This window comes from Streptomyces sp. NPDC057307 (genome assembly GCF_042667665.1).
Classification (GTDB): domain Bacteria; phylum Actinomycetota; class Actinomycetes; order Streptomycetales; family Streptomycetaceae; genus Streptomyces.
In genome coordinates this window covers 1-22,227 of sequence record NZ_JBHUZM010000095.1, presented here as the reverse complement: position 1 = coordinate 22,227, position 22,227 = coordinate 1, and the positions used below count along the sequence as shown (strand labels likewise).

Below are 22,227 nucleotides of genomic sequence, written 5' to 3'. Positions count from 1 at the left end.
GTTACGGGTTGTGTTGAGCGTCCGGCGGTTCGGCGGTTCAGCGGCCGCGCAGCAGCCTGCGTGTCTCCTTGTCGATCTGGCGTGCCTCCCCCGTCGGCACCACGATCACCGGGACCGCCGCCTCCGGGGCGCTGACCAGCTGGGCGGGGGCGTCGTCGTCCGCCCCCGGCACCCGCAGGCCCCCGGTGACGCCGAGGATCCCGAGCCCGGCGCAGATCTCCTCGCGTACCTCCGGCTGGTCCTCGCCGATCTCACCGGTGAACACGAGCGCGTCGACACGGTCCAGGGACGCGGCCATCGCCGCGATGCCGCGACGGCAGTGGTGGGTGAAGACGTCCAGCGCCAGGGCGGCCCGCTCGTCGCCGGCCGCGCGGTCGCGTACCAGGTCGCGGGTGTCGCCGGAGGTCCCGGACAGGGCCAGCAGGCCCGACCGGTGGTTGAGGGCGTCGTCGATGTCCTGCGCGGACAGGCCGTGCCGGGTCTGCAGCCAGGTCAGCGCGCCCGGGTCGACGGCGCCGCTGCGACGGCTCATCACCAGGCCGTCCAGTGGGGTGAAACCCATGGTGGTGTCGACGCTCGTGCCGTCGCGTACGGCGCACGCCGAGCAGCCGCCGCCGAGATGGGCGATGACGATCCGCAGCCGCTTCGGCCGGCGCCGGAGCAGTTCGGCCGTACGGGCCAGTGCCCAGGCGTAGGACAGGCCGTGGAAGCCGTAGCGCCGTACGCCGAACTCACCGCGCCAGGTCTCGGGCACGGCGAATTCCCGGGCGGCGGGGGGCAGGCCGGTGTGGAAGACGGTGTCGAAGCAGGCGACGTGCGGCACGTTGGGCAGCAGCTCACGGGCCGCGTCGAGGACCCGGAGGGCCGGTGGGACATGGGAGGGGGCCAGGTCGGCCGTGCGCTGAAGGGCGTCCCGGACGTCGTCGTCGACCAGGGTGTGCCGCCGCAGTTCCGGACCGCCGTGCACGATCCGGTGCCCGACCGCCGTAGGCGCCGGCGCGTATCTGAGCAGTTCCCGGAGCTGCCCCGACATGTTGTCGCCGGGCGCCGAAGTGTCGTCGTACGAGGCGAGCGCCGTGCCGTCGTTCGCGAAGACGGTCAGGTGCACGCTGGACGACCCGGCGTCCGCCACCAGCACGGGTTCACGCTCACGATCGGCCACGACATGCCCTTCCTCTCGGCTCTCGGCTCTCGGCTCCCCGCCCCCGGTTCTGACTCTCGGCTTCCGCTTTTGCCTCCGGGCCGCGCGTCAGCCCGGCTCGCCGCCGGCACGGCCCGCGGGCAGCAGTGCGCCGATGTCGACGGGCAGCGCGGCGGCGATCTTGTTCATCAGCTCGGGGGCGAGAGCGGCGTCCAGCACTTCGAGGACGGCGGCCGACTCGCGGAGCGCGGCGTCCTCCGTGGTGCCCGCGCGGTCCGCGACCCGGCCCGTGAAGGCGACCAGGTCGAACCGTTCGCCGGAGCCCGTGTCCCGCCCCTCCGCCGCTGCGAACTCCGCCGGCAGCCGCAGACAGACGGCCAGCTCCGGCGGCAGTTGCGCGGCCACATGGTCGGCGAGCCCGGCCGGCAGCCGTTCGCCCAGCGTCCGGAGCACGGCCTGGGTCGCCCGCTCGGTGGATCCACGGTCCGGCAGCTGGGCGAGCGCCTGAATCTTGCCGACCATCTCGTCATGGTGCATGGCGTGCTCCTCTCCGGACGCCACAGGTCCCGGCGCCTGTTCCCCGGAACGGCCGACGGGCCGCGCAACGGGGGTGTCGGCCAGGCCCCGCACGGCAGCCACCCACGGGCGGACTCCGTGGGCGACGCCGCGCATCGACCGTGGCCCGCAGCCTCAGGGTGAGTCCGGGGCGGCGTTCCGGCAAGTTTGGGGCGCCGTCATTCGGCTACCCATGGAGGCGATCCGTACCGGCGGGCCGACGCCCCCACCACCACCCACGACCGCGCAGGCAGGAGAGGCACCATGCGTATCGGAATCATCGGAGCGGGCCACATCGGCTCGACGCTCGCCCGGCACTTCGCCGGAATCGGCCACGAGGTCGCTCTCGCCAACTCGCGCGGCCCCGAGACGCTCACGGAGCTGGTCGAGGGGATCGACGGTCCCGTTCGGGCGGTCGACGCGGCGGAGGCCGCCCGGTTCGGCCAGGTGGTCGTCGTGTCGATTCCGTACGGGCGGGTCGGCGAACTGCCCACCGCCGAACTGCGCGACAAAGTCGTCGTCGACACCTGCAACTACTACCCGGGACGCGACGGCCACGAGCCCGACCTGGACGACGGCTCCACCACCTCCAGCGAGAAGGTACGGGCCCTGACGGACTCGAACCTGGTCAAGGCGTTCAACGCGATCAACTGGCAGACCCTGCGCGACCGAGGCCGCCCCAAGGGCGACCCGGCACGCCTGGCCATCCCGATCTCCGGCGACGACGAGGAAGCGGTGGCCGTGGTGGCCGGTCTGATCCGCGACATCGGCTTCGACCCGGTGAACGCCGGCCACCTCGGCGGGGGAGGACGCAAGCACCAGCCCGGCTCCGCCGCCTACGTCGTGGAACTGCCCGCTCACGAACTGGACGCGGTGCTGCATCCCTCCTGAGACGCCGCGCCGGAGCGCCGGCGCGGATCCTCGCGGTCGTACAGCGCCCGCAGGTGGCGTACGAGCGCGACCGCCGCGAGCAGCGCCACGAGCGCGCACACACCCCACCACCCGACCCGGCTGTAGATCTGCACCCCGAGCCAGGAGCCGGCGCTGCCGCCGAGGTAGGAACACGTCATGTACGCCGTGTTGAGCCTGCTGCGGGAATCCGGCCGCAAGGCCAGGACACGGGCCTGGTTGGCCACCATGCTCGACTGCATCGCGACGTCGAGCACCAGCGTCCCGACGACCAGGGCGGCCACCCCCGCCGTACCGCCCCGGCCGCCGGGGACGAGAAGCGCGGCCGACACCAGGACCCCGAGCAGACAGACGAGGTTCACCGGGTCCGGCCCCCGGCGGTCCACCAGCCGGCCGGCCCACGGGGTGCAGACCATCGTCACCGCGCCGATCAGGGCGAGCGCACCGACCGCCTGCGCGCCCATGCCGTAGGCCGGGCCGCTGAGGAGAAGCGCCACGCAGGTCCAGACGGCGGAGAAGCCGGCGAAGACGGTCGCCTGGTAGAGGCAGGAGCGCCGCAGCTCGGGTTCCGTACGCAGCAGCCGTACCGACGCGGCGAGGAGCGCCGGATACGGCTCCCGCGAGGACGGTGTCGTGGTCGGCAGCGTGTGGGCCAGGACCAGGGCGAGCAGCAGGATCAGGACGGCGGCCACCAGATACGGAGCACGCCACCCCAGCCACTCGCCGAGCGACCCGCTGAAGGTGCGGGCCAGCAGCATGCCGCCGATCGAACCGCTCAGCAACGTGCCCATCACCGCCCCGCGACGGTCGGGGGCCACCAGCCCCGCCGCCAGTGGCGCGATGATCTGGGCGGCCACCGAGGTGACGCCGATCAGCGCGCCGGCGGCGACCAGCGGCGGCAGCGCGGGCGCGCAGCCCGCGACGAGCAGGCCGACGCCGGTGAGCGCGAGCAGCGTGACCAGGAACGGACGGTGCGGGAGCCGGTCGCCGAGCGGCACCAGCAGGAAGATGCCGGCCGTGTAGCCGACCTGGGTGGCGGTCACCACGAGCGCGGCGGACTCGGGGGAGGTGCCGAGGCCGGCGGCGATCAGCGGGCCGACCGCCTGCGGGAAGTAGATGTTGCCCACGGCCATGCCGCAGGTCACGGCGAGGATCAGGACTGTACGACGGTTCAGCTCGACAGCCACGTCAGTCGACCGGCCCGCGGGTGACGTACGCCCCGGTGATGCCGGTGATGCCGGTGACGCGTGCGCCGGTGATGTCCGCGCCGACTTCCATGCCGACGGCCGCCGTAACCGTGGTCGTGGCCGAGGGCTGTGCGTGTGCCGTGCTGCCCCGGCCGTTCGCTGTTGATGTCATGCGGGCAGTCCATGGCATCGCCCCTCGGCGGCCAACAGATGTAGCGTATGGCTTAATGATCCACTACGAGCTGGGCGTCGAGGACCTGGCGGACACCCGGTTCGCGCTCTCGCCCCTGCACGAGACGGTGTGCAGCCTGCGGGTGCTGCGCGATCCCGGGCTGTCGGCACTGCACCTGCCGTGGCGCAGATCGGTGCTCGACAGCCTGGCCGGGGCGGCACTCGACACCGACCTGCTGATGTCCCTGGTCGGCGGCCGGCTGACCCTCCCCGATTTCCTGACCCCGCGCCCGACGGCGTTCGCCCCCTCCTTCGAGGAGGAGCTGGCCGTCGTACGACGCACCTCGCCCGCCCTGGTCCGCCGTGACCTGACGGCCGTCCACGCCCCCGGCTTGCTTCCCGAGGCCCTGCGCGATGCCACCGCCACCGACGACGCGTCCGTCGCCGCGCTCCGCGACGCGCTCTGCGCACTCCTGCGGGAGTACTGGCAGCTCGCCGTCGAGCCCGCGTGGCCCCGGATGCGACTGCTGCTGGAAGCCGATATGACCTACCGCGCACGGCAGTTGGCCGTCGGTGGCGCGCGCCTGCTGTTCGCCGACATGCATCCGAATCTCCGCTGGCAGGACGGCGTCCTGCGCATCGACAAGATGATCAGCCGGTACCGCGCCGCGGCGTCCGGCAGGGGACTGCTGCTGGTGCCGTCCGCGTTCGCCCACAAGCCGGCGCCGCCGGTCAGCGCCGAGGAACCGCCGCTGCTGGTCTATCCCAGCCGGGGCGTGGCCACGCTCTGGACCCCGGCGCCCGCCGCCGACGCGACCGCTCTCGTCTCGCTCCTGGGCGCGCCGCGCGCTCGGCTGCTCGATCTCCTCGGCGAACCGCTGCCCACGATCGAGATCGCCCGCCGTTTCCGGGTGACCCCGAGTGCCGTCTCGCAGCATCTGCGGGTGCTGCACGCGACCGGGCTGGTGACCAGGGCGCGGGACGGTCGTCAGGTGCTGTACCGCCGCAGTCCGCTCGGTGACCAGTTGACCGGCTGATCGGCGGACGGGCCGACGGGCCGGCTGACTGACCAGTGATGACCGGCTGTCCGGCCGACGGGCTGAGCCGCCCCGGCCCGAAGCCCTTCGACGGGGTCGGCGCAGTACCGTGTGTAACAGAGGAGGGAGTTATACATGAGCACAGATACGGCTACGGAGAAGGCGGTCCTCGCGGGCGGCTGCTTCTGGGGCATGCAGGATCTGATTCGCGGTCTGCCGGGGGTGATTTCCACCAGGGTCGGCTACACCGGTGGTGATGTCGCCAACGCGACGTACCGCAATCACGGAACGCACGCCGAGGGGATCGAGATCGTCTTCGACCCCGAGAAGACCAGCTACCGCCAGATCCTTGAGTACTTCTTCCAGATCCACGACCCCACGACGCTCAACCGTCAGGGCAACGACATCGGCCTCAGCTACCGCTCGGCCATCTATTACATCGGCGACGAGCAGAAGCGGATCGCCGATGACACGATCGCCGACGTCGAGGCCTCCGGCCTGTGGCCGGGGAAGGTCGTCACAGAGGTGGCCGAGGCGGGCGCCTTCTGGGAGGCGGAGCCCGAGCACCAGGACTATCTGATCCGCTACCCCGACGGATACACCTGCCACTTCATCCGGCCGGGCTGGAAGCTGCCCGCCCGCAGCGAACGACAGGCGCACTGACGGACGCGTGAGTCCTCGATCGCCGGACGGGCTGCCGCAAGCCGCCCGTCCGGCGGTGCCGGACGTCAGACCGCGAAGACCTGCGCGTCGTCCGCGAACGACTTGAACTCCAGCGCGTTGCCCGCCGGATCGAGCAGGAACATCGTCCACTGTTCGCCCGGCAGCCCCTCGAAACGGACATAGGGCTCGATGACGAACGTCGTCCCGGCCGCCCGCAGCCGGTCCGCCAACTCGTGGAACTCCGGCGGGGTCAGCAGCAGGCCGAAGTGCGGTACCGGCACGTCGTGCCCGTCGACGGCATTGCGTACGCCCTCGCCGCGTACGCCTTCGCTCCGGCGCGGCGCCAGATGCGTCACGAACTGGTGGCCGCTGAGATTCCAGTCCACCCAGGTGTCCGAGCTGCGGCCCTCCGACAGGCCGAGTACGTCGCCGTAGAAGCGGCGCGCGGCGGCGAGGTCGTCGACGGGCATGGCCAGGTGGAAGCGCGGTATGCGGGAGTCGGGGGTGGTCATGGGGGTGTCGCCGCCCTTCGTCGCGGTCGGGTTCACGGGCACCGTACGGATCGTGCCAGCCGTACGGATGGTGCCGGCCGTACGGATGGTGCGAGTGGTACGTGCGAGCCGTACGGCTGGTGCGAGACGGCGCGTACGGTCGTCCTACGAGTACTGCCCCGTCAGGCCGGTCTCTCCCGCACCACGTCCTTCGGGTCCTTGTCGTCCCGCAGCCCCACGAAACGCGGGTGGCGCAGCATTCCGTCCCGAGTCCACTCGGTGAACGCGATCTGGGCGACCAGCCGGGGCTCCGACCAGTGCGGAGCCCGCTCCTTGACCACGTCGGCGAACGGGGAGCGGGGCGTCGCGGCCTCGTCCAGACGCCGCTGGAGGTCAACCAGCGTCGCGTGGTCGTACCCCGTACCCACCTTGCCCGCGTACCGCAGCCGTCCGCCCTCGTAGTGGCCGAGGAGCAGCGCGCCGAAGCCGACGCGGGAACCGGACGGCTCCGTGTAACCGCCGATGACGAACTCCTGCCCCCGCTCGCACTTGAGCTTCAGCCAGCCCGATGAGCGCCGGGGCTCGTACCGGCCAGCCGCGCGTTTCGCGATCAGCCCCTCCCAGCCGTCGGCGCACGCCCGCGCCAGCAGCTCCGCACCGCCCGCGTTGCGGTGCGGCGTGAAGCGCAGCGGCGCCCGGAAGGACAGCGCCCTGCGCAGCAGCGACTTGCGCGAACGCAGCGAGATCGCGGTGAGATCGGCACCGTCGAGCCGCAGCAGATCGAACAGGTAGTACGTGACGGCCACCCCGCTGGCGCGCGCCCGGCGGGCGTCGCTGATCCCCATCCGCCGCTGGAGCCGGGCGAAGTCGGTACGGCCGTGGGCGTACGCGACGACCTCGCCGTCCACCGTGAAGTCGGGGCAGTCCTGTGCGGCCAGCGCGTCCACGATCTCCGGATACGTGGCGTTCAGCCGCCGCCCGGTGCGCGACAGCAGCCGTACTCCCGAGGCGTCCCGCACGGCGAGCACCCGGACGCCGTCCAGTTTGCGCTCGAAGATCCAGCCGTCGCCGAAGATCCGCCGGTCGCTCAGGGTGGCGAGCATCGGCGCGGACGCCAGAACGGCACCCGACCGGGTGTGGCCCAGCCTGCGCCGCTCGTCGGGGGGCAGGGTGTCCAGGAGGCCGCTCATCGGTCCTCGCCTCCTTCTGTCGGGTCCGTCACGTCAGGGCCTCCGGTGTCGTCTTCAGCGGCTTCAGCAGCGTCAGCGGCTACGGGAAGGAGGCTCCCCGGGAAGGGGCGCGGGGTGCGCCTGTGAGCACGGCTGATCACCCGTTAGGGGCGGACCGGGCAGCCGGACGAGCTGCCGCCCCGGCGCCCTGCGCCGCGGCGAGTAGCTGAACACCGGAGGCCGCCACCAGCGCGCCCGGCAGCGACCAGGTGGCGAGCGGACCCGCGATTCCCGCGCCCACGGCGAACCCGGTGATCTTGAGGCTCGCGCCCGTGGTGAAGATCTGGCCCCGCAGCCGTTCCGCGGCCTCCCGATGGCGCACCGCGAACAGCGCGGTGAGCTGCGGGCCTTCGCCGACGCCGACGAGCAGCATGCCGGCGACGACCGGCACCGGGTGGCCCGTCGCGACGAGGAGGAGCGCGCCGGCGATGACGAGCGGGCTGCGACCGACGACCGTGTCGGGACGCATCGGTAGGGGCCGGGCGGACAGTACGGCGTTGGCCGCGAGCGCCGCGAGGGCGACGCCGGAGAGCAGGATCGCGCCGTGGGCGGCCGAGCCGAAGACCCGCGCGCCGAGCAGCGGGGCGCACGTGACGAGCATGCCCTGACCCGTGCAGGAGATCACCGAGGACCTTGTCGCGCGGGCCAGCGGCCGGATCCGTACGATCGCGCGGAATCCGGCGGCGAGGTCGGCCGCGATCGACGTGTCCAGTGTTGGCCGTCGGGTCTCTCGTACGGCTCGTGCCCGGCGTCGCGGCAGCGCCAGGGCCGAGGGCAGCGCCAGGCAGACCAGCACGACCGCCGCGATCACACCGGCCGGCGCGCCCCCCAGCCCCGCGACGGCTCCGGCCAGCGCCGGTCCCGCGAGACTCGCGGCATTGAACGTCAGCGCGTCGAGCGCGTTGGCGCGCGGCAGCCTCCCGTACGGGACGAGGCGCGGCAGTTGGGAGGTCCACCCGCCCGACAGGGCCGGCCCGAGGAGTCCCGCGGACAGCGCGATCAGGACCGTGACGAGGACCGGCACCCTGCCGAGGGTCACGAGGACGGCCACGAGTCCCGACGCGTAGCCCGCCAGGGCGCCGGCCAGCAGCCGTCCGGGGTGGGCCGACCTGTCGATGAGGGCTCCGAGGACAGGACCGCCGACCGCCGCCGCGACCGTGACGGCCGCGAGCAGGGAGGAGGCGGTGGTGGCCGAACCGGTGACCGCGAGCCCCACCAGCAGCAGAGCGGTCCCCGACATCTCGTCGCCGGTGCGGGCCGCCGCCGCTCCGGCGCCGTACCACGCCAACGCGTAACGCTGATTCATCCATAGCACGTTACGCAGGTAACTCAAATATCCGCCAGACGCGTTACATTGGCCTGGTGCCCGCATCACCCACCGACAAACCGACCGCCGAACCCGCCGACAAACCGACCGACGACTGGTCCACCCGCCACTCCGTCCAGGCCGTCGCCGCGCGAACGGCCGCGCTCGTCAACGTCCTCGACGACGAGAACGCCTCCCCGGAAGCGGTCGCCGAGGTGCTGCGCGCACATGGGGAGAGAGGGCGCTTCGAACTGACCGCGAGCGATCTCGCCGAACTGCGCGCATCCGCCGCGTCGCTCCGCGAGGTCTTCGCCGCCGCCGACGTCGACCACGCCGCGTCCACGCTCAACGCCCTCCTCGGACGCGGCTCCGGCCCCCTCCGGCTCTCCTCGCACGGCGGCGCCACCCCCTGGCATCCGCACCTCGACAGCGCCGACGACGCCCCGTGGGGCGAGTGGTTCCTCGCGTCCTCCTGCCTCGCGCTGACCGTCCTGCTCTGGGACCGCCAGCGCCCGCCCGGCGGCGTCTGCGCGTCACCGAGCTGCCGCAACGTCCATCTCACCCAGGGGAGCGGCCCACCGCGCCGCTACTGCTCCCGCCGCTGCGCCACCCGCGAACGCGTGGCCGCCCACCGCGCTCGCGGTGCGACGGGGGCCGAAGGACTACCCCCTGGCCCTTCGACCCCCGGACCCTGACCGCGGAACGCCGACCTCGGTGCTCAGCGCACCACGGCCGTCGTCCGCGGAAGTGCGATCCGGCCGGTGACGAACCAGCTCCACAGCCCGAACCGCAGCTTCTCGCTCTGCCCGCCCGACAGTTGGACGAAACTGACGTCCCGGCCGCCGGCCCGACGCGTGGCGCCCCACTCCGGCTGGAACCTCAGCGTCCCCGCCCGGTCCTGCGGCGGCACGGCCGTCACCGGCAGAATCTCGTCGAGCGCCCATTCGTATCCGTGCCGGCGGTACTCGGCGGTGACCCGTTCCCAGGTCACGAGGAGATCGGCGGCCGCTACCCCGACCGCGACATGATCGCGCGCGAGGCCGTGGGCAATCTGCGGATCGCGGCGGGGATCTTCCCCGACGACCCGGAGCTACGGGAGCTGGTGGACGAACTCACGCAGCACAGCGCCGAGTTCCGCGACCACTGGGCGCGGCACACGGTCCGCACGAAGGCGCACGGCGTCAAGCTCATCGACCATCCGCACCTCGGATTCCTGCGGCTCACCTACGAGATCACCCACTTCCCGCAGGACGCGGAGCTGAGTCTGCTCGTCTACACGGCGGCGCCGGGGACGCCTGAGGAGAAGGCGTTACGGGCCTTGGCCGAGACCTGACGGACGCCCTGACGGACGCCCTGACGGACGCCCTGACGGACGCCCTGACGAATGCCGCGAGCTGTAGCCGACGACGATCGCCGGCTCCTGGACGGTGTACGGGATCTGGTCGATCGTGGTGCTGACGATCGCGATGGTGCTCGTCCACCACCGCGACCCCGCGCCCTAGCTGTGCCAAGCGCGCCGGAGTTGTTCTACCCTCGACGCCTTGACCGGTGGAGAGGCGGCGGTAGGGCGTGCGCGTGTCGATGGCGAGCGTTCCGAAGCGGCCCGGCCGCGTGAACGAGGACTTCACCGGCGCCGTACCGACGGCAGCGGTACTGATCGACGGCGCCGGCATCCCCGGCGCCGAATCGACCTGCCGGCACGGCGTCGCCTGGTACGCCACCCGTCTGGGAGGCACCCTCCTCGGTCTCCTGGCGCTCGAAACGGACCGCGGCCTCGCGGCGCTGCTCGCCGCGGGCATCGAGCGCGTGACGGACGAGCACCGGGACACCTGTGCCGTCACCGACCCGATCAGCCCGTCGGCGACCGTGGCCGTCCTGCGCCTGTCCGACGGCCTCGCCGAGTACCTGGTGCTCGGCGACTCCGCCCTCGTACTCGACCAGGCTGACGGTGCGCCGCTCGTCGTGACCGACCCCCGCGAGGTGATCATCGGCCGACAGTACGAGGCCGCGCTCACGGCCGTCGCGGAGGGCAGCGACGAATACCGCCGGATCCTCCGCGACCTGCGCGCCAACCGGAACGCGCCGGGCGGCTTCTGGCTGGCCAAGGACGACCCGCGCGCGGCGGACGAGGCGATCACCGGAAGCCGCCCGGTCTCCGAGCTGACCGGCGCGGCCCTGCTCAGCAACGGAGCCGGCCGGATCGTGGACCGGTTCGGACTCACCGACTGGCCGGGAGTCATGGCCGTCCTGGCGTCGGACGGACCCGCCGAGATCATCCGGCGGGTCCGGCAGGCGGAGGCCCGCCACGCCGTGGCGGCGGACGACGCGACCATCGCCCACTGCACCGACCTCCTCGGCGAGGCGACCGGCCCGTCCTCCACACCCGGCCCGTACTAGGAGGCACGGTGCGCCGGCTGGAGGCCGGCGTACACCCCGCCGCTCGTCATCAGCGCGTCGTGCGTGCCGACCTCGGCTATCCGGCCGTGCTCCATCACCACAATGCGGTCCGCGCCCTGGATCGTGGACAGCCGGTGGGCGACGACGAAGACCGTGCGGCCGTCGACCAGTCGCGCCAGCGCCTCCTGCACCAGCGCCTCCGAGCGGGTGTCGAGCGCGGACGTGGCCTCGTCCAGGACGAGCACGCTGGGGTCGCGTATGAGCGCGCGGGCGATCGCGAGCCGCTGCTTCTGGCCACCCGAGAGGCGCGCGCCGCGCTCCCCGACGACGGTGTCGAGACCGTCCGGCAGCCGGTCGACGAATTCGAGGGCGTTCGCGTCCCGGAGCGCCCGCCGTACGGTCGTCTCGTCCGTGTCGTCCAGCCCGTACGTGACGTTCTCGCGGATCGTGCCCTCGAAGAGGATCGACTCCTGCGGGACGACGGACAGGAACCGGCGGTAGCTGCGCAGGTCGAGCGTGGCCATGTCCATGCCGTCCAGCAGGATGCGGCCGGAGGTGGGCCGGATGAAACCGATCAGCAGGTTGAGCACCGTCGACTTGCCCGCACCGGACGCGCCGACCAGGGCGATGGTCTGGCCGGGACGCGCGGACAGGGTGAAGCCTTCCACGGCGGGATCGGGCGCACTGTCGTACTGGAAGCCCACATCCTGGAAGTCGATACGGCCGGCGACCGAGTCGACCCGCTCCTTGCCCGCGTTGCTCTCCAGGTCCGGAGCCTGCAGGACCTCGCCCGCCGACCGCACGGACTCAAGTCCCTTGCTGATGACGGGCGCCAGACCGAGCAGCGTCACCATGGAACTGGTCAGAGTGGTGAAGAACGCGCTCAGCATGACGACGTCGCCCGCCGTGATGGGCAGCAGACCGTGATACGCGACGAGCGCCGAGCCCGCGAGACACACCACACCGAGGGAGTTGAGCAGGATCCACGCGAGCGCGCCGAAGCGCCCGTTGAGCAGATCGAGCCGCACCCCCGCCGCGAGCACCTGGCGCAGCGAGCCGTCGATACGGACCATCGCCGCGCCCTCCAGCCCGTGCGCGCGGGTGATCGGGATCAGCGACGTCATCTCACTGACCCGTGACGACATGCGCTCCACCTCGTGGCGGAACGCCGCGTTGTGGCTCTGGAGCCGGCCGCGCAGCCGCACGATCAGAAAACCGGCGGCGGGCACGACAAGCAGGAAGACGGGGAGGAACGACGGCACCCGCACCCCGATCACGACCAGTCCGCCGACGAGCGTGATGACGGCGGCCAGCCCCATGTCCGAGGACTGCTGCACCATCTGCTCCACCGTCTCCACGTCCCTGACCACCTTGGCCTGGAGCACACCGGCGCTCACCCGCGAGTGGTAGCCGATCGAGAGCTGCTGCATCCGGCGGCACAGCGCGTCGCGCAGCGCCATGCCCACGCGCCGAACACTCCCGGCCAGACACCGCACATAGAGCAGATGCAGCGGGAAGTTGAGCAGCAGGACCACGAGCAGCACGCCCGCGTTGATCCAGATGTCGGACTCCGGGCCGTGCTGTACGACAGTGTCGATGATGTTGGCGGTGATGAGGGGAAGCAGCCAGATCGGGCTGTGCTTCCCGATGAAGGCGAGGACGGCGACCGCGAGCCGGGGGCGGTCGGGACGGAAGAGATAGCCGAGGGTCCGTACGGGATGCTCGCCCCGGTAGCGGTGGTCGAGCGCCGCCGATGACGGGGTGGTGGAGACCGGTCGCTGCATGGGCCAAGCAAATCCCGCGCCTCGCGGGCCCGCAACCCCCTGATTTCCTGCGGCTTTGCCAACTCCTGCGGTTGGGGCGCGCGCTACTCCCGCCGCCCCGCGGCGTACCGGATCCCGCCCCGCACATGCGCGAGGAAGTCGCGGTCCGCGAACGCCTCCGCCGTATGCCCCAGGGCGGTGTAGAACACCCGCCCGCCGAGGCGTTCGTGGCACCAGACGAGCGGGTGGTCCTCGCCCATGCCGCCGCCTTCGTAGGAGGATTCGTCGGCGCGGGCCAGGACCCGTACGCCGCGCGGTGCGCTCCGGAAGTCGTACCACTCGTCCGTGAACCGCCAGCGCGCGCCGAGATGGCGGGTCGACGGGTGGTCGTGGTCGGCCACCGTGACCGTGCCCGGCTGGAGTTGGGGATGCCGGTCGAAGCGCGCCCCGAGCAGCTCGCCGAAGTACGGCCAGTCGTACTCCGTACAGGCCGCCGCGTGAATGCCCACGAACCCGCCGCCGCCCGCCACATGGAGCCGCAGCGCCTCCCGCGCGCCAGGGGTGAGGACATCGCCGCTGGTGGAGAGGAAGACGACCACCGCGACACCGGACCGGGCGACTTCACGCTCCAGCACGGCCGGGTCCTCGGTGGCGGTGACCTCGAATCCGTCCTCGGCGCCGACGCGCCGCAGAGCCTCGGTCCCGGCGGGGATCGACTCGTGCCGGTAGTCGGCGGTCCGGGTGAACACGACCAGCCGCGCGGCCTGCTGGGACACGGGGGCAACCACCTCAGCCGGCGAACGGGGTGGAGGGAACGCCCTGCCCCGCGTCCGGCAGGACGAGGAGCGAGCCGGTGAGGGGATGCGGGGCGACGACGCCGACGCGGGCGGTGGTGATGTACAGGTCGCGCAGCTCCGGGCCGCCGAACGCGCATGAGGTGGGGCGCAGTACGGGCAGTTGGACCGTACGGTCCAACTCGCCGTCCGGCGTGTAGCGGCGGATCGCCGCGCCGTCCCAGAGCGCGACCCAGACACAGCCGTCCGCGTCGACGGTCAGCCCGTCGGGGTGCCCGGCGCCGGGCTCGATCGTCGCCAACGGGCCCTGGTCGACGAGCGCTTCGCCGGGGGAGCGCGCGTCGGCGCGGAACCGGTCGATACGGCCGGTGGGCGTGTCGACGTAGTACATCGTCCGCCCGTCCGGACTCCAGCCGGTGCCGTTGCCGACGGTCACGGGCCGCGTGTCGGTGACGGCCCCGCCGGACAGGCCGGGCACCACCCGGATCAGCGTCCCGCCGCCCGGCGCCTCGTCGTAGCGCATGCTGCCCGCCCACAGCGCGCCGTCGGGCGCGACGGCCGCGTCGTTGCCCCGGCGGCCGGGCACCGGATCGTGCACCAGCCACCCGAAGTCGCCGCCGGGCCCGTACAGACCGATGCCGTCACGGAGGTTGACCACCAGCCCGCCCCCGGCCCGGGGGAGCGCGGCGCCGACGTGCTGCTCGGTCGCCATGACCGTACGGCGGCCGTCGGCCGGGTCGAAGGTGTGGATCCGCGACGAGAGGATGTCCACCCACACCAGTCGGCCGGTCGCGGGATCCCAGGTGGGGCCCTCACCCAGCTTCGCCCGTGCCCGTACGGCGACCTCGATCATCGCGACCCACCTCCGTTCCCGGCCGACTGCCAGGTGTCCGTAGGTGGCCGCTGCCCCTGACCGCGACTGCTCCAGTCGCAGACCCCGCCCGGGAACGCCGCACGCAACCGCCGCAGTTCGTCGCCCGTGAAGGTCACCGCGTAGTCGGCCGGATCGACCGCCTTGCGCGCGCACGCGATCACGTCGTCCGCGAGCGGGGCGCCGGCCACCAGCCTCGGCGTCGGAAAGGCCGGATACAGCGCGCCGCACTCGCCGGGGTTGTCGTAACCGAGCCGCTGCTCGATCTTCTCGGGCTCCGCGTCCTTGGTCCAGCACGCGTCGGTCAGCCCCGCCGGCTTGTGCGCCACGACGTCCCGCCCGGTCCACTCCGGCCGCGCGGCGTCCGACGTCAACGACGTCAGCCACGCGTCCATCTCCGTCAGGGAGTACCGCAGCGCGGGACTCCTGAGACTGAACCCGTGGCGGTTGTCCTCCGCGAGCATCACCTGGTTGTCCGCGTGGCCGTTCGCCGCGATCAGCCGGGCGCGGGTGGAGAACCCGTGCACCGCCATGTGGATGTCGCCGCCGGGCAGATCGTCGGTGTAGGAGCGGTGGTCGATCACGGGTGTGCTCGCCAGACCGGCGCCGCCCCACAGGACGCGGCCCGTGCCGTACGCCGCCTCGGTCGCCTTGACGTCGGCGGCCGTCCGTCCCGCGGTGAACTCGGCGTCGCGGTCGATCCCCCCGACCCGGGCGTTGAGGTCGATGAACCGCTTCTTGTCGATCGCGCCCGCGTTCAGCGCGTCGAGGCCGTACTGCACACCGACGTTGTCCAGCGGGCGCAGCGCGGCGCCGGTACGCCGGTCGGTGCCGTACACGTTCACGGTGTGGTCGAAGACCGTGCCCCGCGCCCCGTCGGGGTTGGTGCGCGCGTCGTACCGCTGGTCCGCGGGCAGGGCGGCGGGGAACTCCGCGTCCGGGTCGAGGCGCTTCGCGCCGTCGCTCAGATTCGGGATGCTCGCCCGTTCACGGAAACCGGCGACCGCCGTCTGCTGCTCGGCGCTGAACTCGTCCGGCGCCGTCGCGGTGAAGTAGTGGTCGAGCAGTCGGGAGTCCAGCAGCGTGGTGTTGGTCGCCGACGTCACGTCGGGGAAGCTGCATCCGACGATGATGCCGTCGAGCAGACCGGGGTAGTTGTCGGCGGTCTGATAGCTCTGGTACGAGCCTCCGGAGCATCCCCAGCCGATGGTGAAGCGCGGGACGCCGTACCGCTCCACGAAGTGCTCCTTGACCATCATCGTGGTCTCGGACGCCAGCAGGTCGTTGCAGTTGTTGCCGAACACGTTGAGGGACGAGGAGGCCACGGCGTACCCGCGCCCCAGCATCTCGGTGTCCAGTACGCCGCCGGTGTCCGCGCCCTGCGTGTACCAGCCGCCCCGGCAGCCGCCGCCGAACGTGTACATCAGCCGCCCGTTCCACCCCGGCGCGGGCCGCGTCCGGGTCGGCTCGGGCGCGGCGGGATCGGCCAGCATGGAGATCTGGTAGACGCCCCGGTTGAGCGTGCCCGTCTCGATCCGGATGAGGAACGGCACCCGGGCGCCGGTCGTCGTGGTGGTCGTCGCGAGGTCCGCCGGGCGGCTCGCCGGATCGGCCAGCGGCTTCACGGTCCCGTCGGTGGAGCGGTACGCGTGGTCGACCCGTGTCGCGATCGAACAGTCCTCGTCCAGCGGCGGGCCCGGCGTGGAGCCGTCGACCAGCTTGAACGACTCCGTACCGCACACGAAGGGCCGCTCGTGCGGACCGCTGATGACCGGGCCGGTCGACGGATGGTCGCGCACCTGGAGCGCGGCCCGCGCGCCGGGCCGGGCCGGAACGGTCGCGACGAGCCGGTTGCGGCCCTCGCGCAGGTCCGTCACCAGACCCGTCAGGGTGCCGGACGCGGTGGCGGTGAAGGCCGACGTCACGTCCGTGCCGTCGCGGGTGACGCGTACGTCGTCGGGGTCGAGGCCGCGCGGGACCCCGACGCGCACCAGCACGTCACCGCCGGTGACCACGTCGGGCCGGGTCGACAGCGTGCCGATGGTGAGCCGCGCGTCACCGTCCGGCCGCTGTGCGGCGGCGCTGGGCAGACAGGTCAGCAGCAACGCGCCGGCGGCGAGCGCGACGGCGAGGACGGGCCGACGGGACACCGATGAACCCCCAGGATCAGTCGACCGGCCGCACCGGCCGGCGAACACTCGTGTCACTCCGCTTCACTCCCCATCACTCCCGGACCCGCAGAATGGTTCATGCGGTGAACTGCCGGGTCAAGACCCCGTACCGGCACCCGCGGCTCGCCCACCCCCTGAGAGGGGTGTAGAAAGGGGTCATGGCCGGACGCGACGGCCGCCGGCGCTCCGTTCTGAAGCTGAGAACTGTCGCAGGCCAGGTCTTTCTCCTTCAGGTGGCGATCGTCGTACTGCTCGTCGCCGCCGCCTCCGCCGCGCTCGTACTCCAGGGCCGTACGGACAGCGACCGCGAGGCGCGCAACCGCTCCGTCGCCGTGGCCGAGACCTTCGCGAACTCACCGGGCATCCAGGCGGCGCTCAAGAACCCCGATCCCGCCGAGGTCCTGCGCAGACCCGCCGAGCTGGCCAGAGCGCGCTCGGGCGTGGACTTCATCGTCGTCCTCAACACCGACGGAATCCGCTACACCCACCCGATTCCCAACCGGGTCGGCAAGAAATTCGTCGGCAATCTGAAGCCCGCCCTCGAAGGGCATGTGATCACCGAGCGGATCAACGGCACCATCGGCCCGCTCGTGCAGGCGGTCGTCCCCGTCTTCGACGCGCGCGGCAAGGTGGTCGGGATGGTCTCCGCGGGCATCACCATCAAACGCGTGAGCGCGGTCGTCGAGGACGAGTTCCCGCTCCTGTTCGGCGCCGCGGCCGGCGTGCTCGTCCTCACCATGGGCGGTACGGCCCTGGTGAGCAGACGCCTGCGCCGCCAGACGCACGGGCTCGGACCCGCCGAGATGACCCGGATGTACGAGCACCACGACGCGGTTCTGCACGCCGTACGCGAGGGGGTCCTCATCGCCGGCGGCGACGGCAGGCTGCTCCTCGCCAACGACGAGGCCCGCAGACTCCTCGACCTCCCGGCGGACGTGGAAGGCCGCTCCGTCACCGAACTGGGCCTGGACCCGAGCACCGGGACACTCCTGGGCTCCGGCCGGACCGCGACCGACGAGGTGCACCCCGTCGGCGAGCGGCTGCTGGCCATCAGCCAGCGGCCCACGGACCAGGACGGCGGCCCGCCCGGCAGCGTGACCACCCTGCGTGACACCACCGAACTCCAGGCGCTCACCGGAAAGGCCGACGTGGCCCGAGGGCGTCTGCGGCTGCTGTACGACGCCGGTACGGAGATCGGCACGACCCTCGACGTGGTCCGCACCTGCGAGGAACTGGCCGAGTTCGGCGCCGCCCACTTCGCCGACTTCGCCACCGTCGACGTCATCGAGGCCGTCCTGCGGGGCGAGGAGCCCACCGCCGTCGTGCTGGACATGCGCCGTACCGCCTCCAGCGGCCGGGACGAGGACACCTCGCTCTACCCGGTCGGCGAACTGATCCAGCTGCCCCCGTCGACCCCCGTGAGCGACGCCGTCGCGAACGGCGAGTCGATCCTGGTCCCCGATCTCGCCGCGTTCGCCGGCTGGCACAAGCAGCACCCCCACCGCGCCAGGAAGCTGGTCGACGAAGAGGGCTTCCACTCGATGATCACTGTCCCGATGCGGGCACGGGGCGTCATCCTCGGCGTGGCCACCTTCTGGCGGTCCGTGCAGCCCGAGGCGTTCGAGGGCGAGGATCTGACCGTCGCCGAGGAGATGGTCGCCAGGGCGGCGGTCAGCGTCGACAACGCACGCCGCTACACCCGCGAGCACACCATGGCCGTCACCCTCCAGCGCAGCCTGCTGCCGCGCGGCCTCCCCGACCAGAACGCCATCGACGTCGCGTACCGCTATCTGCCCGCCCAGGCCGGTCTCGGCGGACTGGGCGGCGTCGGCGGCGACTGGTTCGACATCATCCCGCTGCCCGGCGCCCGCGTGGCGCTCGTCGTCGGAGACGTCGTCGGCCACGGCCTCCACGCCGCCGCCACCATGGGCCGGCTGCGCACCGCCGTCCACAACTTCTCCACCCTGGACCTGCCGCCCGACGAACTCCTGTGGCACCTGGACGAACTGGTCGCCCGCATCGACCAGGACGAGGCCGTCGACGGGGCCGACGCCGGAGTCACCGGCGCCACCTGCCTGTACGCGATCTACGACCCGGTGTCCGGGAACTGCACCATGGCCCGCGCCGGCCACCTCCAGCCCGTCCTCATCCACGAGGACGGCACGGCGGCCTTCGCGGACGTCCCCGGCGGCCCGCCGCTCGGCCTCGGCGGACTGCCCTTCGAAACCCTTGAGGTCCACCTGCCGGAGAACAGCCGACTGGTGATGTACACCGACGGACTCGTCGAGGACCGGCACCGCGACATCGACGAGGGCCTGTCGCTGCTGCGCCGTACGCTCGCCGCCCAGGCCGACCGGACCCCGGAGCAGGCGTGCGACGCGGTCCTCCAGGCACTGCTGCCCGAGCACCCGCGCGACGACATCGCCCTGCTGGTCGCCCGCACACGGGTGCTGGACGGCGCGCACGTCGCGGACTGGGAGATCCCCGCCGACCCCGCCGCCGTGGGCAGACTGCGGGCCGACGTCACACGCAAGCTGACGGACTGGGGCCTGGTCGAGGAGGCGTTCACCACCGAACTGATCCTCAGCGAACTGGTCACCAACGCGATCCGGTACGCCTCCGGACCCATCCGCGTACGGCTGATCCGCGACCGCAGCCTGATCTGCGAGGTCTCCGACCACAGCAGCACCTCACCGCATCTGCGACAGGCGGCCGGCACCGACGAGGGGGGCCGCGGGCTCTTCCTCGTCGCCCAGTTCGCCGAGCGCTGGGGAACCCGCTACAGCGCCCAGGGCAAGGTCATCTGGACCGAACAGCCGCTCGCCGACGGCTGATTCCCCTTTCTTGACGGCCTCTTGGGAAAACTCCGGCGTTTGAAAGCCCCCGCACGGAGAACCCGGTGATTCGAACAGACGCAGTCGTGACCCGATGTCGTGACCGAAGTCGTCGATCCGAAGACAGGGAGGTGCCTCGTGGGCATCATCGCGTGGATCTTTATCGGCCTTCTCGCGGGAATCGTGGCGAAGGTACTGCTGCCGGGCAAGGACCCCGGTGGCCTCATCATCACCATGCTCATCGGAATCGCCGGTGGACTTCTCGGCGGCTGGCTCGGCAAGGTGATGTTCGGCGTCGATTCCATCGACGGATTCTTCGATCTCTCGACCTGGATCGCCGCCGTGGTCGGCTCGCTGATCCTCCTCGTGCTGTTCCGCCTCGTCTCGGGGCGCACATCGAGCGGTCGGCGCGCCTGACACCCGGCCACGCACACGGCGGCCGGCGGATCATCCGCCGGCCGCCGCGTACGTGTGGGGGCAGCGCAACCATGCCGTCTGTCAAATTGGATTCCGCCGTACGGGAGCCGACGGGCGAGGTCCGTGCGGACGCCATAGGCTTCGTGGAGAGTGCGAATCAGGCACGCGAGTGTGAACTCCAACAGACCGCTCAATCCGGCGCCGCTCAGGCTGGGAAGAGAAAGGGACTGGTTTATGGGGCTGTTGCCGACCGTACTGATATCCCTGATATTCCCGGCTCTGATGCTGCTGGTCACGGTGGCGCTCGGACGCATGGAGGAATTCCTGCTGCCCCACCTGCGGGCGCCCCTGCCGGCCGAAGGCGGCGACGCGGACACCCCGCCGGAGAACGCCCCGCCCGAGAACTCCCCGTCGGAGCAGGCGGAGAAGGAGACTCCTGTCGCGGACATCCGGACCGACGAGAGCCGCGCCGAGGAGATCCGTATCGCCAAGGCCCGCGCGGAGGCCGTACGCCGCTCCGCCCGGCGCCGCGCCTACGGCACCCCGCGTCCCGTCGGCCGCACCAACACCGGCCCGCCGCGCGGCGCGCGGACGACCCCCCTGAGGTTCCGATGAAACAGCGCGCCGTCGTAGACGCACTGCTCCGCTCCCACGGCAGCACCTACGCCGAGGACGCGGGCATCAAGCTGCGTGACACCCCGCAGCCCCTCTACCAACTCATCGTCCTCACCGTCCTGTTGAGCGCCCCCATCCGGGCCGGCACCGCCGTCGCCACGGCGCGCGCCCTCAACGAGGCGGGCCTGCGCAACCCGCGCCGGATGGCTGGGGCCACCTGGCAGGAGCGCGTCGACGTCCTCGGCCGGGGCGGCTACCGCCGCTACGACGAGAGCACCGCCACCCAACTCGCCGACGGCGCCCAGCTGTTGATCCGACGGTGGCACGCCGACCCGCGCCGCATGCGCGCGGAGGCCGACGGCGACATACCGGTCCTGCGCCATCTGCTCCAGGACCTGCCGGGGATCGGCCCCACCGGCGCGGACATCTTCCTGCGCGAGGTGCAGACCGTCTGGCCCGAGGTGGTGCCCTACTTCGACACCAGGGCGCTGCGTGGCGCGGAACGTCTCGGACTCGGCACGGACGCGCCAACGCTCACCCGGCTGGCCGGGGACACGGGCCCCGCGGCCCTGGCCGCCGCCCTGGTACGCGCCGCACTGGACGACGACCTCGTCGAGGAGTGCCTGCGCGAGGCACGACGGGACACGAGATCCGGCGCCTCGGCCTAGAGGCGTCGTGCCGCTCGGCCGGCGGTCAGTACTCGCTGTCGATACCCGTCACGAACGCCGGCCCCAGCGGCGCGTCGTCCGCCGAGAAACCCGCGTCGCTGAGCGCGGCGCCCGCCACCCGCTTCGCCTCCGCCTCGGCGGCGCGCTTGTTGTCGGCCTCGATCTCCAGCCGCACGCTGAAGGTGCCACCCTCGTTGACCGTCAGCATGTCCAGGTCCTCGGCCTCACCCAGAGCCGTGTGCTGCGGGTCCGCGGGCCGCAGAGCCCGCAGCAGCGCCGTGCGGGAGTCGGCGTCGAGCGTGCGCAGGAAAGTGCCCGGGACGGTGATGACGTACGCGGTCATGCGAACTCCTGGCGTTGACGGCCCCACGGTACGGGGTGGGCTTCGCGCCTCACCCTGTGACCTGCCCCGTTTTCCGCTCCGATCACCTCCCGGATCCGGATCGCCGTCCCGGTCGCCCCGGCGGGTTCACCGGTGAGCGGCCATTTTCCGCGTCTATTTCCGGGAATCGGATTCCGGACGGCACTTATGCTCCACGAACATTTGCCCAGCCAAGCGGGGGAGGTTTCGCTTCCGGGCGGGCGTTTCGTGTGGGATGCTGGAGACTCCGCATCACCCCCCTTCTCCCTGCCGAGGCACTATGCGCTGCGTCATCGCCCGCTTCCCCTTCGAACTGGTCAAGAGCGAGGTGCAGCTGGCGATGAAGGGCATCAAGCCCGAACCGATCACGGGTGAGTCCGTTGTCATCAGCCGCCGTACGTACCCGGTGAAGCAGGTGGGCGAAGTGATCACGCGCCAGGACCGCCGTGACTTCTCCTCCTCCGAGGTGACCCGCGCGCTGACCCGTCTCGGCTTCACCTGCCGCAGCGTCCCCGTTCCCGCCCCCGTGGTGGAGCCCAGCCCGCTGGAGACGGCGTCGGCGATGCTCGGCACCCCCGCGCAGGCACAGAGCTGAGCGAACCGCTCGGACACGACATACGAAGTGGGCCCCGTCACCGACCGGTGAC

At 72.0% G+C, this 22,227-nt stretch carries 24 protein-coding genes; 11 read left to right on the top strand and 13 right to left on the bottom strand.

What is annotated here, in order from left to right:
- Positions 1 to 37: 37 nt before the first annotated feature.
- Entirely contained in the window at positions 38 to 1,162 is a 1,125-nt protein-coding gene (locus tag ACFUN8_RS26510) for an acetate/propionate family kinase (protein ID WP_383642438.1), read from the bottom strand.
- Positions 1,163 to 1,249: 87 nt separating this feature from the next.
- Entirely contained in the window at positions 1,250 to 1,678 is a 429-nt protein-coding gene (locus ACFUN8_RS26505; RefSeq protein WP_383642435.1) for a DUF2267 domain-containing protein, read from the bottom strand.
- A gap of 282 nt (positions 1,679 to 1,960) precedes the next feature.
- On the opposite strand from ACFUN8_RS26505, the gene ACFUN8_RS26500 reads away from it, so the two are divergent.
- Complete coding sequence (locus tag ACFUN8_RS26500; protein ID WP_383642432.1) at positions 1,961 to 2,587, top strand: NADPH-dependent F420 reductase; 627 nt, start codon at positions 1,961 to 1,963, stop codon at positions 2,585 to 2,587.
- Here ACFUN8_RS26500 and ACFUN8_RS26495 read toward each other — a convergent pair.
- Both ACFUN8_RS26495 and ACFUN8_RS26490 read right to left on the bottom strand, forming a co-directional pair.
- A complete protein-coding gene (locus tag ACFUN8_RS26495) occupies positions 2,554 to 3,780 on the bottom strand; it encodes an MFS transporter (protein ID WP_383642468.1) in 1,227 nt (408 codons plus the stop codon). The two genes, ACFUN8_RS26500 and ACFUN8_RS26495, sit on opposite strands and share 34 nt — an antisense overlap.
- A gap of 13 nt (positions 3,781 to 3,793) precedes the next feature.
- Positions 3,794 to 3,964 (bottom strand): hypothetical protein, encoded by a 171-nt coding sequence (locus ACFUN8_RS26490; RefSeq protein ID WP_383642430.1) that lies wholly within the window; start codon positions 3,962 to 3,964, stop codon positions 3,794 to 3,796.
- A gap of 55 nt (positions 3,965 to 4,019) precedes the next feature.
- Between ACFUN8_RS26490 and ACFUN8_RS26485 the strand changes: the two genes are divergently transcribed.
- Complete coding sequence (locus ACFUN8_RS26485) at positions 4,020 to 5,000, top strand: helix-turn-helix domain-containing protein (protein ID WP_383642428.1); 981 nt, start codon at positions 4,020 to 4,022, stop codon at positions 4,998 to 5,000.
- 135 nt (positions 5,001 to 5,135) lie between these two features.
- A complete protein-coding gene (msrA, locus tag ACFUN8_RS26480) occupies positions 5,136 to 5,663 on the top strand; it encodes a peptide-methionine (S)-S-oxide reductase MsrA (protein ID WP_383642425.1) in 528 nt (175 codons plus the stop codon).
- Between the two features lie 65 nt (positions 5,664 to 5,728).
- On the opposite strand, the gene ACFUN8_RS26475 is transcribed toward msrA, so the two are convergent.
- From ACFUN8_RS26475 to ACFUN8_RS26465, 3 genes are all read right to left on the bottom strand, one after another.
- Complete coding sequence (locus ACFUN8_RS26475; RefSeq protein WP_383642465.1) at positions 5,729 to 6,175, bottom strand: VOC family protein; 447 nt, start codon at positions 6,173 to 6,175, stop codon at positions 5,729 to 5,731.
- Between the two features lie 161 nt (positions 6,176 to 6,336).
- On the bottom strand, positions 6,337 to 7,344 hold the full coding sequence (ligD, locus tag ACFUN8_RS26470) for a non-homologous end-joining DNA ligase (RefSeq protein ID WP_383642422.1): 1,008 nt from the start codon (positions 7,342 to 7,344) through the stop codon (positions 6,337 to 6,339).
- 136 nt (positions 7,345 to 7,480) lie between these two features.
- Complete coding sequence (locus tag ACFUN8_RS26465; RefSeq protein WP_383642419.1) at positions 7,481 to 8,689, bottom strand: MFS transporter; 1,209 nt, start codon at positions 8,687 to 8,689, stop codon at positions 7,481 to 7,483.
- A 56-nt stretch (positions 8,690 to 8,745) separates the two neighbouring features.
- Here ACFUN8_RS26465 and ACFUN8_RS26460 point away from each other — a divergent pair, with 56 nt between their 5' ends.
- Positions 8,746 to 9,384: a CGNR zinc finger domain-containing protein gene (locus ACFUN8_RS26460; protein ID WP_383642416.1), complete on the top strand. Its 639-nt coding sequence runs from the start codon at positions 8,746 to 8,748 to the stop codon at positions 9,382 to 9,384.
- Between the two features lie 23 nt (positions 9,385 to 9,407).
- Here the strand turns inward: ACFUN8_RS26460 and ACFUN8_RS26455 are convergent, their stop codons facing one another.
- Positions 9,408 to 9,680 carry a hypothetical protein gene (locus ACFUN8_RS26455; protein WP_383642413.1) on the bottom strand — a complete coding sequence of 91 codons (273 nt, stop codon included), beginning with the start codon at positions 9,678 to 9,680 and terminating at the stop codon, positions 9,408 to 9,410.
- Between ACFUN8_RS26455 and ACFUN8_RS26450 the strand changes: the two genes are divergently transcribed.
- Complete coding sequence (locus tag ACFUN8_RS26450; protein WP_383642410.1) at positions 9,642 to 10,022, top strand: hypothetical protein; 381 nt, start codon at positions 9,642 to 9,644, stop codon at positions 10,020 to 10,022. The genes ACFUN8_RS26455 and ACFUN8_RS26450 overlap by 39 nt on opposite strands.
- Before the next feature lie 248 nt (positions 10,023 to 10,270).
- Positions 10,271 to 11,086, top strand: coding sequence for an integrase (locus ACFUN8_RS26445; RefSeq protein WP_383642408.1), 816 nt, complete (start codon positions 10,271 to 10,273; stop codon positions 11,084 to 11,086).
- Here ACFUN8_RS26445 and ACFUN8_RS26440 read toward each other — a convergent pair.
- From ACFUN8_RS26440 to ACFUN8_RS26425, 4 genes are all read right to left on the bottom strand, one after another.
- Entirely contained in the window at positions 11,083 to 12,870 is a 1,788-nt protein-coding gene (locus ACFUN8_RS26440) for an ABC transporter ATP-binding protein (RefSeq protein ID WP_383642405.1), read from the bottom strand. The genes ACFUN8_RS26445 and ACFUN8_RS26440 overlap by 4 nt on opposite strands.
- 83 nt (positions 12,871 to 12,953) lie before the next feature.
- The gene (locus ACFUN8_RS26435; protein ID WP_383642402.1) at positions 12,954 to 13,625 is read right to left on the bottom strand and encodes a ThuA domain-containing protein; all 672 of its coding nucleotides are present in this window, start codon (positions 13,623 to 13,625) and stop codon (positions 12,954 to 12,956) included.
- 13 nt (positions 13,626 to 13,638) lie between these two features.
- Entirely contained in the window at positions 13,639 to 14,496 is an 858-nt protein-coding gene (locus tag ACFUN8_RS26430) for an SMP-30/gluconolactonase/LRE family protein (RefSeq protein WP_383642399.1), read from the bottom strand.
- Complete coding sequence (locus ACFUN8_RS26425) at positions 14,493 to 16,664, bottom strand: DUF6351 family protein (RefSeq protein WP_383642396.1); 2,172 nt, start codon at positions 16,662 to 16,664, stop codon at positions 14,493 to 14,495. The genes ACFUN8_RS26430 and ACFUN8_RS26425 overlap by 4 nt, the downstream gene beginning before the upstream one ends.
- 179 nt (positions 16,665 to 16,843) lie before the next feature.
- Here ACFUN8_RS26425 and ACFUN8_RS26420 point away from each other — a divergent pair, with 179 nt between their 5' ends.
- The 4 genes from ACFUN8_RS26420 to ACFUN8_RS26405 all read left to right on the top strand — a co-directional run bounded on the left by ACFUN8_RS26420 (position 16,844) and on the right by ACFUN8_RS26405 (position 21,219).
- Complete coding sequence (locus ACFUN8_RS26420; protein ID WP_383642393.1) at positions 16,844 to 19,519, top strand: SpoIIE family protein phosphatase; 2,676 nt, start codon at positions 16,844 to 16,846, stop codon at positions 19,517 to 19,519.
- A gap of 138 nt (positions 19,520 to 19,657) precedes the next feature.
- Entirely contained in the window at positions 19,658 to 19,936 is a 279-nt protein-coding gene (locus ACFUN8_RS26415; protein ID WP_383642390.1) for a GlsB/YeaQ/YmgE family stress response membrane protein, read from the top strand.
- Between the two features lie 234 nt (positions 19,937 to 20,170).
- Positions 20,171 to 20,551 carry a hypothetical protein gene (locus tag ACFUN8_RS26410; protein ID WP_383642387.1) on the top strand — a complete coding sequence of 127 codons (381 nt, stop codon included), beginning with the start codon at positions 20,171 to 20,173 and terminating at the stop codon, positions 20,549 to 20,551.
- The gene (locus tag ACFUN8_RS26405) at positions 20,548 to 21,219 is read left to right on the top strand and encodes an endonuclease (protein ID WP_383642384.1); all 672 of its coding nucleotides are present in this window, start codon (positions 20,548 to 20,550) and stop codon (positions 21,217 to 21,219) included. Before ACFUN8_RS26410 ends, ACFUN8_RS26405 begins: the two co-directional genes overlap by 4 nt.
- A 25-nt stretch (positions 21,220 to 21,244) precedes the next feature.
- Here the strand turns inward: ACFUN8_RS26405 and ACFUN8_RS26400 are convergent, their stop codons facing one another.
- Complete coding sequence (locus ACFUN8_RS26400; protein WP_383642381.1) at positions 21,245 to 21,562, bottom strand: hypothetical protein; 318 nt, start codon at positions 21,560 to 21,562, stop codon at positions 21,245 to 21,247.
- Between the two features lie 298 nt (positions 21,563 to 21,860).
- On the opposite strand from ACFUN8_RS26400, the gene ACFUN8_RS26395 reads away from it, so the two are divergent.
- Positions 21,861 to 22,175: an SCO5918 family protein gene (locus ACFUN8_RS26395; protein ID WP_382572871.1), complete on the top strand. Its 315-nt coding sequence runs from the start codon at positions 21,861 to 21,863 to the stop codon at positions 22,173 to 22,175.
- Positions 22,176 to 22,227 lie beyond the last annotated feature (52 nt).